The sequence below is a fragment of the Acinetobacter sp. RUH 2624 genome (genome assembly GCF_000162375.2).
In the GTDB taxonomy this organism is placed as follows: Bacteria; Pseudomonadota; Gammaproteobacteria; order Pseudomonadales; family Moraxellaceae; genus Acinetobacter; species Acinetobacter nosocomialis.
Genome location: NZ_KI391939.1, coordinates 2,880,086 through 2,897,446, shown reverse-complemented (window position 1 = coordinate 2,897,446; position 17,361 = coordinate 2,880,086). Strand labels below are relative to the sequence as shown.

The window sequence follows — 17,361 nt, the reverse complement described above, 5'->3', positions numbered from 1 at the left end:
ACAATTTCGTATGTTTGAGTAAGTGGTCAATATATGACCAAAGTCGGATTGTTTTGACTTTGAGAGAGTCATCATACTGAAAAGGCATACAAATAAGATCCAGTAAAATAATAGCCACAGTCTCGAGATGGGATGCACAAGATCAAGGAAGTTGCGTATGAATGAGATCTATCCAGTACCAGAGGAATTTAAAAAAACAGCTCGTACTGTTGAAGCAGACTACTTTAAACGTTATCAACACTCTATCGAGAACCCAGATGAATTCTGGGCAGAGCAAGCTAAAATTGTCGATTGGATAAAGCCATTTACCCAAGTTAAAAATACCAGTTTTGACAAAGACAATTTCAAAATTGAATGGTTTGCTGATGGTGAGTTGAACGTGTCAGCAAACTGTTTGGACAGGCATCTTAAAGAACATCCACATAAACCTGCCATTATTTGGGAAGGTGACCATCCTTCTCGTCATAAAATCGTTTCTTATAAAGAATTACACGATGAAGTCTGCCGCTTTGCCAACGTTTTGAAGAAATATGGCATTGGTAAAGGTGACCGCGTTGTGCTGTATATGCCAATGGTGACTGAGGCTGCAATTGCCATGTTAGCCTGTGCCCGTATTGGTGCAGTTCACTGCGTGGTATTTGGTGGCTTCTCGCCAGACTCGTTGGCAAGCCGTATTGAAGACAGCCAAGCTAAACTTGTAATTACCGCAGACTCAAGCCTACGTGCCGGTAAGCTGTTACCACTTAAAGCAAATGTCGATTTGGCTTTAGCATTGCCGGGTACCGAATGTGTTGAAAATGTGATTGTGGTTTACCGTAATGCAAACCCAATCGAAATGAAGCCAGGCCGTGATTTGTGGTATCACCTTATTATTATGGAGGTGGATGCTGACTGTCCTCCAGAACCAATGAAGGCAGAAGACCCTTTATTTATTCTTTATACCTCAGGCTCAACAGGTAAACCCAAAGGTGTGTTGCATACCACAGGCGGTTATCTGGTCTATGTAACCAGTACTTTCAAAGAAGTCTTCGATTTAAAACAAGACGATGTGTATTGGTGTACAGCCGATATTGGTTGGATTACAGGGCATAGTTATCTGATTTATGGTCCGTTGGCAAATGGTACGACCACCTTAATGTTCGAAGGTGTACCTCAATATCCAACATGGGCACGTCTTGGTCATGTGGTCGATAAACATAAAGTTTCTATCTTGTATACAGCGCCAACCGCGATTCGTGCCATGATGCGAGAAGGTGATTCGTATGTACGCGAAAGTAATCGTAGCAGTTTACGTTTACTTGGTTCGGTTGGTGAACCTATTAACCCAGAGGCTTGGAACTGGTACTACAATGTTGTCGGCGAAGGCCGTTGCCCAATTGTTGATACATGGTGGCAAACTGAGACAGGCGGTATTTTGATTGCACCATTACCGGGTGCAACAGCTTTAAAACCAGGTTCGGCAACGCGTCCTTTATTTGGTATTCAACCAGCCATTGTAGATGGTGAAGGTAACGAGTTAGAAGGTGCAGCTGAAGGTAACCTTGTGATTAAAGATTCATGGCCTGGTCAGATGCGTACCATTTGGGGTGACCCAGACCGCTTTATTGAGGCGTATTTCTCAACCTTCAAAAATACTTATTTTACAGGTGATGGCGCTCGCCGTGATGAAGATGGTTATTACTGGATTACAGGTCGTGTTGACGATGTCCTAAACGTTTCAGGCCACCGTCTAGGTACGGCTGAAATTGAAAGTGCTCTTGTTTCGCATGAATCAGTAGCAGAAGCAGCGGTGGTGGGTATGCCGCATGATATTAAAGGACAAGGTATTTGTACTTTCGTGACCTTACAGGCGGGTGTTCCAGAATCGGAAGAGCTGCGTAAAGAGTTAATTAACTGGGTACGTAAAGTACTCGGGCCAGTAGCTTCACCAGATGCATTGCATTGGGCACCAGCATTACCTAAAACGCGCTCTGGCAAAATCATGCGCCGTATTTTAAGAAAAATTGCGGCAAACGAGCTTGATAGTTTGGGCGATACCTCAACCTTAGCTGAACCTGCTGTAGTAGAGCAGTTAATTGCCACGGTTTATCCCGATAGACAAAAATAATCTCTAAAAAAGCCCCTAAGGGGGCTTTTTTATTAAGCGCCATTAAGAGTTTGCTAGAAAGTCAGTTGTATTTTGTACATTTGCAAATGTACTAAGCGCAGTTAAAAAAGCTATTTGCACGTCTTCAGCTTTTACGGTCTTTCCAGCATAGCTTAAATCACGTGTTGCGGTGGCATCTGCAATTAAGATGGGTTGATAGCCAAGCTCTTTGGCTGCGCGTGTTCCTGAGTCAATACACATATGTGTCATCATGCCTGTAATCACGAGTTGATCAATTTGGTGCGCTTTTAAAAGTTCTTCTAAATTAGTTTCTAAAAAACTATTGGGATAATGCTTGGTTACAACCAACGAATCATTATGAACATGAAGTTCGGGATGAAGTAAAACCCCATCTGTATTTTCTTGAAAGAAGCTAGCCTGCGGCGGGTTAATATGTTGCACATAAATAATCGGTAAATCTTTTTCGATAAAATATTGCTCGAGCTGTTTTATTTTATCGAGCGCTTGATCTGGTCCAACCAATTCCATTTTGCCATTTTTAAAATAATCATTTTGTACATCGATAACTAACAGTGCTTGTTTCATGAGAACACTCTTGTTGATATGAGATAAAACAAGATTATTCTCTGCTTGAAAAATCGGCTATAGTCAAATGAAAGCATTATCGCAAGTTTTCTTTCGCCATGAAAAATGAATATTGAATTAGACCCGATTGATCTAAAAATTATTGCATTACTCAAGCAAGATTCCCGTTTAACAAATAAAGAAATTGGTCAGCGTGTCCATCGAACGGGGCAGGCTGTAGGTGCTCGAATAGCCCAGTTGATGGATGCAGAAGCTATCAAAAACTACACCATTGCTGTGCAATACCTACATAAACAATTTATTCATTTGCATTTAAATGAACAACGCGCTTTTGAAGAAATTGAAAATTTGGTCAAGCAATACGAACAGATTGATGAATGCTTTAAGGTTATGGGTAATGCCTGTTATATGATTGTGAGTCATTTTGAACCTGCAGCATTAAATGAATTTATTGAGGTTCTTTCAAAATGGTGCCGCTATTCAGTTGAAACTGTTGTTCGAGAAGTGGAGAAATCTTAAAAAATAAAAGCTCCAAGCCGAGTCTTGGAGCCAATAAAACTTTATTTTAATTTGTTGTTTTTATTATCTTGCGCTGTTTAACTGGAGTTTTTTAGGCTGATTTAGCTGGGATTTCTACCTCCTTTTCCTGTTGAAGTTCTAACTGACGAACGAGCGGCAGAACTTTTTCTCCGAAATATTCCACCTCTTCAATAAAGTGTAAGAAACCGGAAAGAACCAAATCGACACCTACATTTTTAAGCGCCACAATACGCTCTGCAATTTGCTGAGGTGTACCAATTAAATTGGTTTTAAAGCCATCGTTATATTGAACTAAATCTTCAAAAGTTGATTTTGCCCAGTTGCCTTCTTGTTCTGGTGAAGCCGCACCCGCTTCACGAGTTGCATCGCCAAATGCATTGACTGCTTCAGTATTGGCTTTATCAATAATTTCTTGAAGTACTGCTTTAGCTTCTTCTTCGGTATCTCTGGCAATAATGAACGCATTTACCCCAATTTTGACATGGTGATTATTGGCTTTTGCTTTGGTGCGAATATCTTCGACTTGTTTTTGAATTTCTTCTACAGTATTACCATTGGTGAAATACCAGTCGGATACACGAGACGCCATATCTCTTGCTGCACGTGAACTGCCGCCCTGAAAGACTTCAATATGTGGTTTTTGCAGAGGTTTTGGCTTAAGTGTGTAGTTCTGGAATTGGTAATACTTACCATCGAAACTATAGTTATCTGTGGTCCAGATTCCTTTTAGCGTGCGAATAAACTCTTCAGAGCGAACATAACGCTCATCATGCTCAGGCCACTCTTCACCAATCGCATCAAACTCGCCTCTAAACCAACCACTTACCACATTAATAGCAATGCGGCCTTCGGTTAGATAATCAATCGTAGCCAGCTGTTTAGCTGCAAGTGCCGGTTTCCAAGGGCCGGGCAGAATCGCCGCAATCACTTTAAGTTTCTCAGTTTTTGCAAGTAATGCATGACTGAAACTCACAGACTCATGCTGGTTTTCTGCCCCATAGCCCGCCGTAAAACGAATTTGAGTGAGCGCATATTCAAAACCATTGTTTTCGGCTGCCTGTGCAAGTCGAACATTGTAGTCATAACTCCAGTCTGTACGCTGTTCGATGTTACTCACTACAAGGCCACCGCTTACATTTGGTACCCAATAAGCAAATTTAATTGGTTGTTGTAATTGCGTCATGGTGCTCTCTCCCCATTCGTTATTTTTATTTAGCTATATTGCGCTTAGGCAACATGCGTTAATGATTTACCGGACTTGTGATGCAAACGAGATTCTGCTGCATCAAGGTTTGGTACAGCTGCCGAAGGTAATACTTCTTCTTGCTCAATTTGCTTGTTAATACCAAGCTCTTGATTCGCTTGTTGAGATTTAGGTTTAACCACCTCAGCACGTTTACCTTTTGCTGGCGCCCACTCTAAAATTGGCAATGCACGCGCTACGGCCAGTGTAATACGGTCAGCTAGTTGCTCACTTTTCACTGTATATTCAGGAGTAAAGTCACGATCTGTTGCGTATACGCCAATTGGTAAAGTTTGTGCTTGGAAGAAGCTGAACAATGGGCGAAGTTGGTGTTCGAGTACCAGAGCATGGCGATCACTACCACCTGACGCAGCTAAAAGTACAGGTACATCGACTAATGCAGTTTGTTCAACGAAGTCAAAGAAGTGTTTGAAAAGACCGGTAAAAGAGGCACGGTAGACAGGTGTACCCACAATCAAGGCATCTGCTGCTTCAACTGCAGCAAGGTCATCTTGTACACGTTGCGGAAGTTGATTGCGATAAAATGCACCGCCTAATAATGGTCCGATTTCACTTAATTTAATAAAGTGAACTTGAATATCAATTGCTTCAGATAACTCATCAAGAATGGCCTGAACCAGACTTTCGGTTTTAGATGGGGTATTTAAGCCACCAGAAACAGCAACAATATTTAAAGGTTTTGATGATGTGATACCAGTCATGATTTGGTTCCTAAGCCTAAAAAACAACATTGGACTTATTAATCAACAATGACGGCAAACTGTAAAATAACGAAATTGGTCAACCTTATCAGTTTTAAATATAAAACCCGAATAGTTGATTTTTATAATTTAATAGTAAGTTAAGCAATTGTTTTTATTTTATATAATTATTGGTGATATCTTTTTTAGAATAAAAATGAAGCTTATATAAAAAATAGATTAATTTTGATTAAAAGGTAAAAAACAACGGAAAAACGAAGCAAAGGTCTGTATTTAACAACATTTTGCATAAAAATGGATAAGATGAGCATATCTTTCATCTAAATAGTAGGGTTACAATAGGCCATACTTATGCTCAAGATTACTTTAATCGCTTATGAATATTTTAATCGTTGATGATCATCCTTTGTTTCGTCATGCTTTGATTCAAGCAGTACGTTATAGCCTGCCACAGGCACAAATTCATGAAACAGCTTCGGTTGATGAGTTTTATGAGCGTTTGGAAAATGGGGCAGAACCTGATCTGGTATTACTTGATTTAAACTTACCAGGTGCTTCAGGCTTTTCTGCTCTGGTCTATGTAAGAGCACAATATCCCTCTATTCCAATTATTGTGGTTTCTGCACACGAAGAAGCGTCAATTATCCAACGTGCGATTGCACATGGTGCAATGGGTTATATTCCTAAATCGGCTCATCCAAGTCATATTGGTGAAGCGATTCGTCAAGTTCTAGATGGCGAAATCTGGTTACCACCAAACCTTCCATCAAATATTAATCTTGACCCGAGAGCGGCAGATGAAACTGCTTTGGCTGAACGTATTCAGTCGTTAACGCCTCAACAATTCCGTGTTTTGATGATGGTTGCGGAAGGTTTGTTAAATAAACAGATCGCTTACGAGCTTGATGTTTCAGAAGCCACCATTAAAGCGCACGTAACCGCTATTTTTAGAAAACTAGGTGTACAAAATCGCACCCAAGCCGTATTGGCAATCAGCGCATTAAATATTGAAGATAAAAAAATCTAAAATAAAAAAGACCTCAATGGAGGTCTTTTTTATATGTTCTACTTAAGCAAGGCAATCTTGCTTAGGTGTTAGGCTGTCGCAGTACAGTGGGTTAAGAGCACATTGCAAATCATCAATTTGTTCTTGAGTTACGTAGCCTTTACTTTTTAAATATTCAGCTACACGGTCATCACGCAAGCTTAAGAAAGCTGCATCATAAACCCCTAAATCAACAAAAAGTGCTGCTGTTTCTAGGCTGTTGAACCGATCAAGAAAAATATCATTGCCGTACATTAAGAAGATATGGTCAAGTTTTGCTTTTTCATCAACATGCAAACGCTCAGCAAGTTGATGTGGAGGTGTCTTAATAAAGAGCAAGTCAGAAAGTTCATCAAACTGAGTCATATCTAACTGGTTTTCTCCGAGTTTGACATGGCCAAGCCAAGCCTTGAAAACCAGAACAGCACCACCGCGGAGTAACATGCTCCAGATTTGATGGCGTGTGTCATGATCAAGATTTTCACTTTCAGCAGTGAGGACTTTTAAGAAGTTCTCTTCTTGTTGCGCTAACTTGTCAAATAAGCCCAAACCTTGCGGATGATAAGCAGCAGGTGCAAATACATCAAAATTTAAATCATGAAATACATTAAGTGCGAGGGGCACAGCACACTGATAAATTGTATTAAGAGCTTTGATATGTGCTTCGCTCAGCTTGCTGTGCGGAAAAATACTTTGCCAATCTAACTCTGGAAGTAAGGCATTGGCACTGTATTGGCGATAAAACTGTTGAGAAGAAAGTTGGCCTTGTGGGCTGTTATCAGAAATATTCATGGCAGTGGTCCTTTGCGTTAATTCATGAGCAGGGATATGATCAGGCAAAATAAGTTCAAATAAATCGTCAGACGAATAAAATGCGTTTTGAATATTTATGTGTCATGCAGAATGCAAGTAGAATACGACTAAAGTCGTATATAGTGATTTTTAGTAAATAAATAATTATAAAAACAATGACTTATTAAATTGTAACTAAGTATACAAGTGTTCACTTACAAAAAAGGTGAGCTTTGCCATAGAAAAAGACTCTTTGGAAATTTTGGTCAATAATTTATTGATTAAAAGTAGACATTTTGAGCAGTTCTGCCTATTGGCTTAAATTTAGCTAAACATTTTTGCCAAGAATCGCTTCCCAAACTTATCAAAAGTTGGGAAGCGATAAATGATTAGTCTGTCGTACTAGCAATTTTAAGACCAGATAACCAAGCTCTTAATGAGGCAGGTTTTAGTGGTTTTTTAAGTAGAACTATATTTAGTTCTTTTAATTGCTGTGGTAACTCGGGATGGGAGTCCGCTGTAATTAAGGCAACGGGAACATCTTCTTGACGATTTTGATTAATAAAATCAACGCCAAGCTGATTGTTATTTAAATGTTGGTCAATGAGCCAAACCTGAATATTCTCTTTTTGAATAATTTCTAGAGCTTGCTCAGGTTCAGTGGCTTTAAAAACTTGATAACCCCATCGGCCTAATAAACTACTCATACCTTCCAGAATCGTTTCATCATTGTCTAGGCACAAAATACGATAGGCTTTTGTTTTTAAAGGCACGGCCTGTACAGTTGGTGTTGCTACTTTTGGTGGCTCGACAATAGGCACCTCAATCATAAAGCATGAGCCTTTGCCCAACTCCGAGTAAACATGAACAGGGTAATTTAGCAAACCTGTCATACGTTGTACGATGGCGAGACCTAATCCTAAACCTTGTTCACCCCAAGGTGATAAATGTCCGCAACGTTCAAACTCTTGGAATAGCTTAATTCGTTGTTCTTCAGCAATACCAGGTCCAGTATCCCAAACCCCAATTCGAATATGACCAGATTGCTGTGCAGAACGAAGTACGCCTACGACTACTCGACCTTTGGCGGTATAGCGTAGGGCATTGCTGACAAAGTTTTGAATAATACGACGAATCCACTGCGGGTCAGTATCGATCCAGAAAGACACATCGTGGACTTTTAGTGAAATATTCCGCTGAGCAGCGATTGATTTAAACTGCAACTCAAGGTCACTGAGTAAATCATGCAATGGATAAGGTTGTCTCTTTGGTTGTATGGTGCCGCCTTCCAAACGTGCAATATCGAGTAGGGCAGACAGCATACTTTCTGCACCATAGAGTGCACGGTCAAGTTGCTGTAAGGTTTGACGGTCTTCTTCAGTCGAAATGCTTTGCTCAAGAACAGTACTAAACAGACGAGCAGCGTGCATAGGCTGTAATAGATCGTGACTTGCCGCAGCAATAAATCGGCTCTTGGACATATTGGCCATATCAGCTTGCTCACGTGCAAGCTGTTGTTCAGTTAAGGCATCAGCAAGCTGTTGAGTCCGATCTTTTACGCGAGCTTCAAGTACGGCTTCGTTCGCACGGAAGGCCGTAATATCGGCAAATGTCGTGACGAAACCACCGCCTGAAATTGGATTACCTCGCATTTGAATAACGCGGCCGTCTTTACGGATACGTTCAAACTCGTGGGCGCTGCCGACTTTCATCCAGTGAAGACGTTTGCGTACATGCTCTTCGACTGAACCGGGGCCACATTCGCCGCGTTCAGCGTTATAACGAATCAGGTCGGCAATTGGGCAGCCGACATAAACAAGGTCTTTTGGATAACCAAATAGTTTTAAATATTGGTTGTTCCACGCGACTAGACACATATTTTTATCGACCACACTTACCCCTTGGGTCATGTGGTCAATCATGGTCATAAGCAGATTTTGATTAAAACGTTGCCACTGAGATGCTTGGTCTAAAATATTAGCGACTTGACCCAAAGCAAGGCCGTTATTAATCATGGCTGTCGTGAGCAAAGTACGTGCAGAAGCAGCACCGATAATACCGGCCAGATATTGCTCGGTAAAACGCCACCACATACCATTGGCAATTGTATTTGGATTGAGTGTGAGATGATTTTGCTCACAAAAGTTCTCGAACGCTTGTGTAGTGGGTTGCTCACCTGTAATTCTTTTTGCCAAGGCAAATAAATCACCTACTTTTAAACGGGCCGCGTCATGAGGAAGATAGGTTAAATCAGTAGATGTGTGTGGTGATGGTAAAGGCTTAGTTTCATAGTAGAAGAAGCTTTCTGCCTGAATTTGTTCTGCCACACTTGGTCGATAAATTTTTGAAATCCAGATATATAAAACAATATTTAAACCAAGTGACCAAATGACACCGTGAGTTAAAGGTGCAAATGACTCAAAACCAAATAAAGATTCCGGACGTAAGGCATTAATGCCAAAAGGACCAAAAAGCAAAATACTTTGAGCAGCATCCTGATAGGCTTCAGGCAAGCTACGCAAAATTGTTGGAAAGAGTAAGGTATAACTCCACATTAAAAATCCAACAATCAGACCTGCATAGACACCTTGGCGGCTTCCGCCACGCCAGTACAAACCACCAATCAGTGCCGGAGCAAATTGCGCTACAGCACTAAACGCCAATAAACCAAAAACTGAAAGCTGGTTAATATCATTAAAGAAATGGAAAAATAAAAAGCCAAGTAGCATCACTGCGACAATACTGATACGACGGCTGAACTTCAGAACTTTAGGTAGATGTTTATCATGACGCGACAGCAATTTAAAACGCCATAAGGCAGGCATAATCAAGTCGTTACTGAGCATGATAGACAATGCAACTGATGAAACCAGTAACATACCTGTCGAGGCTGAAAAGCCACCTAAAAAGGCTAGTAAAGCGAGCCATTCTTGGTTGTAACTTAACGGCAGTGACAGTACAGCCACATCGGGTACAGTTAGGAATTTCGGTGCGGCATGCAAAGCCCAGCTTGCGATTGGGATAATAGCTAAAACAGTTAAAATGAGATAAACCGCGAACCATTTACGGGCACCGCGAATATGCTTTTCATCGCGTAGCTCGACCACCGCCACGTGGAACTGGCGTGGTAAACAAATAATAGCTAAGCCTGCCAGTAAAGTTTGAATCCAGAAAGTTTCAGGTACACCAAACAGCTGAACCTCCTGAAAAGTCTGGTTTACATCAGAGGTCATTTGGCTGAGGTTAGCTGGTGATTCAAAAATAAAAAATAAAGCGACGCAAAGTAGGGCAAATAACTTCACAAATGACTCAAATGCAACTGCAAGCATGAGGCCGCCATGCTGTTCCGTATTTGCGATCTGTCGTGTACCAAAAATCATGGCTAAAATCGCAAGCACACTGGTGAGCAATAACACACTGTTGGTCGTCGTATGAATATGCGAGCTTTGCTCCATAATGACCGAGGTACTTAAAGCGATTGCACGGAGCTGTAACGCGAGGTAGGGGATAATCGCGATAACCGCCAGAATAGTGACTAGAGAGGCGAGTACACCACTTTTACCATAGCGCGCTGCGACGAAGTCAGCGATTGACGAAATCGCATGGTGCTGGCGTACTCGACCTAAACGCCGCCAGATATCATAACCAAACCAGACAAATAACAGTGGGCCTAAATAAATAGGCAAGAAGATGACGCCTTCACGTACGGCTGCACCGGTTGCCCCATAAAATGTCCATGATGAGCAATAGACACCTAAAGTTAAACTAAATAAAAACATGCGGCCACGTGTGCCAAGACGACTGGCATGCTTCTCACCAAAAAAAGCACAGACAAATAAAAGCGCAATATAAAGAGTGAGCACCCCAATAATCAGCCAGCTGTTCATATGACCTACATAAGTGAAACCGTGTGTCTATCATAACCTATGCCGATACAAAGCTATAAATTGATTAAATTTTAACGACCAAAGTCTAAGTTACGACTTAGAGGTAATCTTGCTAACTTTAATAATGAAAAAATACATTAAAAAAAAGTGACCAAGGTTGGGCACTATGTAAGGAGTTTGGTTATGGATCAAAGCCAAGTGGAACAGATTCTACGTAATCCAAAGTTTCAAAAAATGGTCAAGACAAAAAGTGCATTAAGTTGGACCCTCACCATCATCATGTTAATTCTCTATGTGGGCTTTATGCTACTTGTAGGCTACAACAAAGAATTTTTGATGAGTTCATTTAGTGGCGGTGTAACGACATGGGGGATTCCTCTTGGAATAGGAATTATCATTTTATCTTTCGTACTTTGTGGCGTGTATTCCTACATCGCGAATAACACCCTTGATCAGTTGAGTGAAGAAGCGTTGAAGGAAGTCGAGGCCATCACGCACGAGAAAGGATTACACTAATATGAAATGGAATTCATTAAAAGCGAAAGCCTTATTGGCGGCAGCATCGCTATATTCAACAGTTGCTATGGCAGGCCCGGATTTAGGTGAAGCTGAGCAGCAAGCAACCAACTGGCATGCCATCATCATGTTTGTCATCTTTGTTGGTTTCACATTGTTCATTACTAAATGGGCTGCAAAACAAACTCAATCAGCACAAGATTTCTATACGGCTGGTGGCGGAATTAGTGGTTTCCAAAATGGTTTGGCAATTGCGGGTGACTTTATGTCAGCGGCGTCATTCCTTGGTATTTCTGCAATGGTGTTTAGCTCTGGTTTTGATGGCTTACTTTATTCTCTGGGATTCATGGTCGGTTGGCCAATCGTTTTATTCTTGGTAGCAGAGCGTTTACGTAACCTCGGTAAATATAACCTTTCCGACGTAGTGTCATTCCGTCTTGAAGAAAAACCAGTTCGTACTTTAGCTGCTTTTAGCTCACTTGTAGTTGTTGCATTTTATTTAATTGCGCAAATGGTGGGTGCAGGTCAGCTGATTAAATTGCTATTTGGTTTGAACTACAACATTGCTGTAGTCATCGTTGGTCTATTAATGATGGCATACGTAATTTTTGGTGGCATGTTGGCAACCACATGGGTACAAATCATTAAAGCGGTCATGTTACTGAGCGGTGCAACCTTTATGGCATTTATGGTCATGAAAGCTGTTGGTTTCAGTTTCAGCAATATGTTTACCCAATCTATTGAAGTGTTCAGTAAAGTCCATAACATAAGCCTTGCCGACGCTGCAAAAATTATGGGTCCTGGTAAACTTGCCGCGAACCCAATTGATGCCTTGTCTCTTGGTTTAGCACTCATGTTTGGTACAGCGGGTCTTCCACACATTCTTATGCGTTTCTTCACTGTAAAAGACGCAAAAGAAGCACGTAAATCTGTAGTCGTTGCAACAGGTTTTATTGGTTACTTCTACCTTTTAACTTTCATTATTGGTTTCGGTGCGATCCTTTTTGTATCAAACAACCCGCAATTCCTTGATGTTGCGAAAATGGCAATGACAGGAAAGCTTGAGCTGGTTGGCGGTAACAACATGGCAGCTGTGCATTTAAGTGACGCTTTAGGCGGTGACTTGTTCATGGGCTTCATTTCAGCAGTAGCGTTCGCAACGATTCTTGCTGTTGTTGCTGGTTTAACACTTTCAGGTGCATCTGCAATTTCACACGACTTATACGCTAACGTATTTAAAAAGGGTCAAACGACTCCTGCTTCTGAACTTCGTATGTCAAAAATCGCGACGCTTGGTTTAGCAGTTTTTGCCATGATCTTGGGTATTTTATTTGAAAAGCAAAACGTAGCATTCATGGTAGGTTTAGCGTTCTCTGTAGCTTGTTGTGCGAACTTCCCGGTACTTGTTCTTTCAATGTTCTGGAAAGGTTTAACCACACGTGGCGCTGTGATTGGTGGGGTGGTTGGTTTGGTAACAGCTGTTGTACTGATCATCTTATCTAAAGCGGTATGGGTTGATACTTTAAAAATCTCAGATACACCAATTAACCCGTTCAATGGTCCTGCATTGTTTGCGATGCCATTGTCGTTTCTTTGCTGTTGGTTCTTCTCAGTGACTGATAACTCAGCACGTGCGAAAAAAGAACGTGCTGCTTTCGACGCACAATATGTACGTTCAATGACAGGTATTGGTGCTTCTGGTGCATCAGACCACTAATCAGAATGTATTAAACATGTCATAAAAAGCCCTACGGGGCTTTTTTTGTTTTTCTCCTAAAGGTTATTGAAAAGAAGCTCCTTAATAAAGAACAACTTGTTTATCCTATTTTTTGTACAGTATGATTTTCTATAATTCAAAACATAATGAAAAAATGGAAAATAATTAAATGCGATCTATTATCGAGTTCTGGGCGAGCTTTCGATTATTGCCTTCTGCATGGTTGCTGTTTGTGCAATTCATTTTACTTATTCTGGCTATGCTGACTTTTGATAATGAGGTTTATAGAACCTTAACTTGGGCATTAGGAGTACTTGCTTTACTCATTATTGCTAAAGTGATTCGTCAAACACCTATGTTTACCTTTTTAGGACTTACCTTTGTAAGTGGCGCAATTATATCGTCAGTGTTTATTTTATTAGGCTACAGCAATTTAACCATCCAGATTTTTGCTCACAGCTGTGAAGCTTTAGCTTACTTCTCGGCAGCTTATGGGTTATTTCGTTATATGTTTGCTGACCGATATTTGACACGAGATGAGCTGTTTGCAGCAGCAGCTGTTTTTACCTTAATTGCTTGGGGATTTGCTTTTTTATACAACATTTGTCAGTTGTTAATTCCAAATAGCTTCCAAAATCCAAACCATGTTTATCACTTACAAACTTGGCTAGATTTATTATTTTTAAGCTTTAGTTTGCAGTCAGCGACAGGGTTGTCTGACCTCATGCCCCTTAGTCCACCAGCACGTGTTCTAGCGATGTTACAAATGTTTTGTGGTGTTATGTATTTGGCATTAATTGTTACGCGTTTGATCGCTTTACAGTATATTTCACACGCCCCTAAAAAGAATTCTGATAAATAAAGAAGGAGGTGTTTTAATTTATTTACACCTTTGTAACTGCAATATTAATTAAGTTTGTTTACAGTATGATCGGCTTTCTCTATTGAAAGATATAACTTTGTTCATTCCTGAATGTCTTTATTGGCTTCATGCCTGTCACTTTTCATTAAAATAACATGGAGGATTTATGCCTTCCAAACAAACGAGTTGGTTCGCAAATGTTAATCCCAATGTCTTTTTGGGTACGGTCATTATTATTGCTTTGTTCCTAGCAGTTGTCGTGATCGCTCCGAGTTCTTTTGAACTTTTAACGCAACAGTTAAAGCAGTGGATCACCGATTCATTTAGCTGGTTCTATGTTCTATCAGTTGCATTCTTTCTTATTTTACTCATTTATATTGCCTGTTCTGCGATAGGTCGGATTAAATTAGGCCCTGACCATAGCCAGCCCGAATATAGTAACGGTTCATGGTTTGCCATGCTGTTTACTGCCGGTATGGGTATTGGCTTAATGTTCTTCGGTGTTGCTGAACCTGTCATGCACTATGTAAATCCACCAAGTGGAGATGCGCAGACAATTGATGCAGCTCAGCAAGCTCTACGTGTGACTTTTTTCCACTGGGGCTTACACGCATGGGCAATTTATGCTGTGGTCGGTTTAGCATTAGCTTATTTTGCTTATCGTCATAATTTACCGTTAAAGACCCGCTCAGCCCTTTACCCGCTCATTGGTAAAAAGATTTATGGGCCGTGGGGCGACAGTATCGATATATTTGCGACCATTGGTACGGTATTTGGTGTAGCGACTTCTCTCGGATTTGGTGTCACCCAAATTAACTCTGGTTTACATTATTTATTTGGTGTCGAGCAAAGTACCAATATTCAAGTTCTACTCATTATTTTTGTGAGTATTTTAGCCTCATTATCTGTGTTCTTAGGTCTAGATAAAGGGGTTAAACGCTTATCAGAGCTAAACTTAGTCTTAGCTTTAATATTATTAGTATTTGTTTTTATCGCTGGCCCTAGTATTTATTTACTTCAGACTACTATTCAAAATACTGGGCAATATATATCTAACCTTTTCACCATGACATTCAATTTATATGCTTATCAGCCAAATGGATGGATTGGGGGATGGACCATTTTATATTGGGCTTGGTGGATTTCATGGTCACCATTTGTGGGTATGTTTATCGCAAGGGTTTCCCGTGGTCGTACCATTCGAGAGTTTATTGTAGGTGTTCTTCTTATTCCGACAGGCTTTACTATCATTTGGATGGGCTTTTTAGGAAATGCCGCGTTATTTAGCATTATTCATGAACATCAAACCACTCTCATTCAGGCTGTCCAGCAAGACTCCTCAGTTGCTCTATTTGAGTTTTTAGGGCACTTGCCATGGTCAGGTGTCATGAATATTCTGGCCACTATTTTAGTGGTTTTATTCTTCGTGACTTCTGCGGACTCGGGAGCACTCGTTACTGACTACTTAACAGCAAAAACTGAAAATTCACCAACTTGGCAGCGTCTGTTCTGGACAGTATTGATGGCAGTGCTGGCTATTATTTTACTCTTGGTTGGCGGTCTTGCTGCACTCCAGTCTTCAATTATTATGAGTGCGTTGCCGTTTACTGTAGTCATGCTCTTGATGAGTTGGGGGTTAATAAAAGCTTTGCATCTTGATGTCACGAAAATGCAAGCAATTCAGGAAGCTCGTATTACCCCACGTGCCATTCATAACCCGAGAAGTTGGCAACAACGATTAGGTTTGATCATGCATTATCCTCATAGTGAAGAAGAGGTGAAGCAATATATTGAAAAGCAGGTTTCACGAGCTTTTGAAAATATTCAGCATGAGTTTAGACGTCGTCATCTTGAAGTTTCAATTAGTGAAGTTGAAGATGGTATGCATCTTCGAGTCGATCATCATCATGAAATTAATTTTATTTATAAAGTTGTTTCACGTGAAACAGTACCACCAAGTTTTTTAATTGGTCGTACAGAAGCAGAAGATGGCCAATATTTCCAAGCCGAAGTATTTTTGAGAGAGGGTGGGCAGAACTACGATGTAATGGACTGGACTCAGGAAGATTTGATTCAGGATATTATTGATCAGTACGAACGTCATTTACATTTCTTAAATATCGTACGTAGTTAATAGCCATAAAAAAAGGACTCAATTGAGTCCTTTTTTTTAATTCAATTTCTAAATCAAATTAGAAACGGAATTTAGCATTTAAGCCGATAGTTTGTGTGTCGTAGCTAGACTTTTTAACGTCAGCTTTCATGTAAGACGCACCAACTGCAAGAGCAGGAGTGATGAAGTAGTTTACGTTACCACCCCAAGCTTGGCGGAATTCACCAAGGTCATTACCTTTGATGTTTGCTACGCCGTCGTTACCGATGAATGCAGCACCAACGCTTAACTTAGGAGTTAAGTAAAGGTCAGTTTTTAAACCGTATTGGTTTTCTTGACCGAAAGCACCAGCAGCTTCAAAACCGATTGCCATGTTAGTTCCGTCGATTGGACCTACATATTTAGCACGAGCTGTAACAGCATCTTGATCGTTTTGGATTGCAGCAGTTTGGTTAACAGCAGAGTAGATACCGTTGCTCATGATACCGAAGTTATCTAAAGCAAATTGGTTAGCTACGCTTGTATAACCAACAGCCATCAAGAAGTTAGGTAACAAAATTGCACCAACTTCTAAAGCATAACGGTCGCCTTGGTCATCACGAGAAATCGCGTTTTTACCGTCAACGTCAGTGTGGTTATAAGTAGCGCTAGCGTATACAGGAAGATAAGGAGTTGGAACGTAAGCCTCACCTTTAACGCCGTATGTACCTACACGGTAGTTTAAACCGTTGTTTTGGTCATATTGTTGATAGCTGTAACCTAAAGACACGCTAGAAGCTTGGTTTAAGAAAGCTGCTTCAGCTAAAGGACCCTTAGCTGTATCAACATTTTTCAAATAGAATGTACCAGCAACGTCACCAGTGTAGTTCTTATCGTTTGCAGTTGTGTCAACATATTCAGATTGACCTTGAACTTCAAATTGATAAGCATGAGCACCGGTCATGGCTAATAATACAGCAGTGGCTAAACCAAGTTTTTTCATAATCATTTCCAGCATTAACAAGAGATAAAGCTGGGGTCATTGTATTGTAACAATTTATGAAGTCAATAATAGATGAAACGTAATGTTAAGGAAATTTGACACTTATGTTAAAAATGTTTAAAAAATAAACAATCAGAGTGTCTTATGTCAACCTGATAAAAAAATGAACATTAACAAGAAGCTAAACCTTAAGATTCATAAGGATTTGGGTTTAAATAGTTTCAAAATAATTACATTTATAATTGGAAAA

13 protein-coding genes are annotated in these 17,361 nt (G+C 40.4%); 7 read left to right on the top strand and 6 right to left on the bottom strand.

Translation table 11 applies throughout. The annotated features are described in order from the left end of the window. Window positions 1–157 precede the first annotated feature (157 nt). The gene (acs, locus tag HMPREF0014_RS20265; protein WP_006580837.1) at window positions 158–2,107 is read left to right on the top strand and encodes an acetate--CoA ligase; all 1,950 of its coding nucleotides are present in this window, start codon (window positions 158–160) and stop codon (window positions 2,105–2,107) included. Between the two features lie 42 nt (window positions 2,108–2,149). Here the strand turns inward: acs and HMPREF0014_RS20260 are convergent, their stop codons facing one another. Further along, entirely contained in the window at window positions 2,150–2,692 is a 543-nt protein-coding gene (locus tag HMPREF0014_RS20260) for a cysteine hydrolase family protein (RefSeq protein ID WP_006580838.1), read from the bottom strand. A gap of 105 nt (window positions 2,693–2,797) precedes the next feature. Here HMPREF0014_RS20260 and HMPREF0014_RS20255 point away from each other — a divergent pair, with 105 nt between their 5' ends. Next, window positions 2,798–3,211, top strand: coding sequence for an AsnC family transcriptional regulator (locus HMPREF0014_RS20255; protein ID WP_006580839.1), 414 nt, complete (start codon window positions 2,798–2,800; stop codon window positions 3,209–3,211). 91 nt (window positions 3,212–3,302) lie between these two features. On the opposite strand, the gene sfnG is transcribed toward HMPREF0014_RS20255, so the two are convergent. Together sfnG and msuE are read right to left on the bottom strand one after the other, a co-directional pair. Beyond that, the gene (gene sfnG / locus HMPREF0014_RS20250; protein WP_002053823.1) at window positions 3,303–4,415 is read right to left on the bottom strand and encodes a dimethylsulfone monooxygenase SfnG; all 1,113 of its coding nucleotides are present in this window, start codon (window positions 4,413–4,415) and stop codon (window positions 3,303–3,305) included. A gap of 44 nt (window positions 4,416–4,459) precedes the next feature. Continuing rightward, window positions 4,460–5,197, bottom strand: a complete 738-nt coding sequence (gene msuE, locus HMPREF0014_RS20245) for an FMN reductase (RefSeq protein WP_006580840.1) — start codon at window positions 5,195–5,197, stop codon at window positions 4,460–4,462. A gap of 376 nt (window positions 5,198–5,573) precedes the next feature. Here msuE and HMPREF0014_RS20240 point away from each other — a divergent pair, with 376 nt between their 5' ends. After that, window positions 5,574–6,224, top strand: a complete 651-nt coding sequence (locus HMPREF0014_RS20240) for a response regulator transcription factor (protein ID WP_001023261.1) — start codon at window positions 5,574–5,576, stop codon at window positions 6,222–6,224. Between the two features lie 42 nt (window positions 6,225–6,266). Here HMPREF0014_RS20240 and HMPREF0014_RS20235 read toward each other — a convergent pair whose 3' ends face one another. Both HMPREF0014_RS20235 and HMPREF0014_RS20230 read right to left on the bottom strand, forming a co-directional pair. Continuing rightward, window positions 6,267–7,034, bottom strand: a complete 768-nt coding sequence (locus tag HMPREF0014_RS20235; RefSeq protein WP_006580841.1) for a hypothetical protein — start codon at window positions 7,032–7,034, stop codon at window positions 6,267–6,269. A gap of 389 nt (window positions 7,035–7,423) precedes the next feature. Beyond that, window positions 7,424–10,921: a PAS domain-containing hybrid sensor histidine kinase/response regulator gene (locus HMPREF0014_RS20230; RefSeq protein ID WP_006580842.1), complete on the bottom strand. Its 3,498-nt coding sequence runs from the start codon at window positions 10,919–10,921 to the stop codon at window positions 7,424–7,426. Between the two features lie 183 nt (window positions 10,922–11,104). Here HMPREF0014_RS20230 and HMPREF0014_RS20225 point away from each other — a divergent pair, with 183 nt between their 5' ends. The 4 genes from HMPREF0014_RS20225 to betT all read left to right on the top strand — a co-directional run bounded on the left by HMPREF0014_RS20225 (window position 11,105) and on the right by betT (window position 16,150). Beyond that, on the top strand, window positions 11,105–11,437 hold the full coding sequence (locus HMPREF0014_RS20225; RefSeq protein WP_002053967.1) for a DUF485 domain-containing protein: 333 nt from the start codon (window positions 11,105–11,107) through the stop codon (window positions 11,435–11,437). A 1-nt stretch (window position 11,438) separates the two neighbouring features. Then, a complete protein-coding gene (locus HMPREF0014_RS20220) occupies window positions 11,439–13,154 on the top strand; it encodes a cation acetate symporter (protein ID WP_002053821.1) in 1,716 nt (571 codons plus the stop codon). A gap of 169 nt (window positions 13,155–13,323) precedes the next feature. Next, on the top strand, window positions 13,324–14,016 hold the full coding sequence (locus HMPREF0014_RS20215) for an ion channel (protein WP_006580844.1): 693 nt from the start codon (window positions 13,324–13,326) through the stop codon (window positions 14,014–14,016). A gap of 166 nt (window positions 14,017–14,182) precedes the next feature. After that, window positions 14,183–16,150, top strand: coding sequence for a choline BCCT transporter BetT (gene betT / locus HMPREF0014_RS20210; RefSeq protein WP_006580845.1), 1,968 nt, complete (start codon window positions 14,183–14,185; stop codon window positions 16,148–16,150). Window positions 16,151–16,208: 58 nt separating this feature from the next. Here betT and omp33-36 read toward each other — a convergent pair whose 3' ends face one another. After that, window positions 16,209–17,111, bottom strand: a complete 903-nt coding sequence (gene omp33-36 / locus HMPREF0014_RS20205; protein WP_006580846.1) for a porin Omp33-36 — start codon at window positions 17,109–17,111, stop codon at window positions 16,209–16,211. Window positions 17,112–17,361: the final 250 nt, after the last annotated feature.

Excerpts from the sequence above, each read along its gene's own strand:
- acs (WP_006580837.1), top strand. The coding sequence starts at position 158 with ATGAATGAGATCTATCCAGTACCAGAGGAATTTAAAAAAACAGCTCGT.
- HMPREF0014_RS20260 (WP_006580838.1), bottom strand. The coding sequence starts at position 2,692 with ATGAAACAAGCACTGTTAGTTATCGATGTACAAAATGATTATTTTAAA.
- HMPREF0014_RS20255 (WP_006580839.1), top strand. The coding sequence starts at position 2,798 with ATGAATATTGAATTAGACCCGATTGATCTAAAAATTATTGCATTACTC.
- sfnG (WP_002053823.1), bottom strand. The coding sequence starts at position 4,415 with ATGACGCAATTACAACAACCAATTAAATTTGCTTATTGGGTACCAAAT.
- msuE (WP_006580840.1), bottom strand. The coding sequence starts at position 5,197 with ATGACTGGTATCACATCATCAAAACCTTTAAATATTGTTGCTGTTTCT.
- HMPREF0014_RS20240 (WP_001023261.1), top strand. The coding sequence starts at position 5,574 with ATGAATATTTTAATCGTTGATGATCATCCTTTGTTTCGTCATGCTTTG.
- HMPREF0014_RS20235 (WP_006580841.1), bottom strand. The coding sequence starts at position 7,034 with ATGAATATTTCTGATAACAGCCCACAAGGCCAACTTTCTTCTCAACAG.
- HMPREF0014_RS20230 (WP_006580842.1), bottom strand. The coding sequence starts at position 10,921 with ATGAACAGCTGGCTGATTATTGGGGTGCTCACTCTTTATATTGCGCTT.
- HMPREF0014_RS20225 (WP_002053967.1), top strand. The coding sequence starts at position 11,105 with ATGGATCAAAGCCAAGTGGAACAGATTCTACGTAATCCAAAGTTTCAA.
- HMPREF0014_RS20220 (WP_002053821.1), top strand. The coding sequence starts at position 11,439 with ATGAAATGGAATTCATTAAAAGCGAAAGCCTTATTGGCGGCAGCATCG.
- HMPREF0014_RS20215 (WP_006580844.1), top strand. The coding sequence starts at position 13,324 with ATGCGATCTATTATCGAGTTCTGGGCGAGCTTTCGATTATTGCCTTCT.
- betT (WP_006580845.1), top strand. The coding sequence starts at position 14,183 with ATGCCTTCCAAACAAACGAGTTGGTTCGCAAATGTTAATCCCAATGTC.
- omp33-36 (WP_006580846.1), bottom strand. The coding sequence starts at position 17,111 with ATGAAAAAACTTGGTTTAGCCACTGCTGTATTATTAGCCATGACCGGT.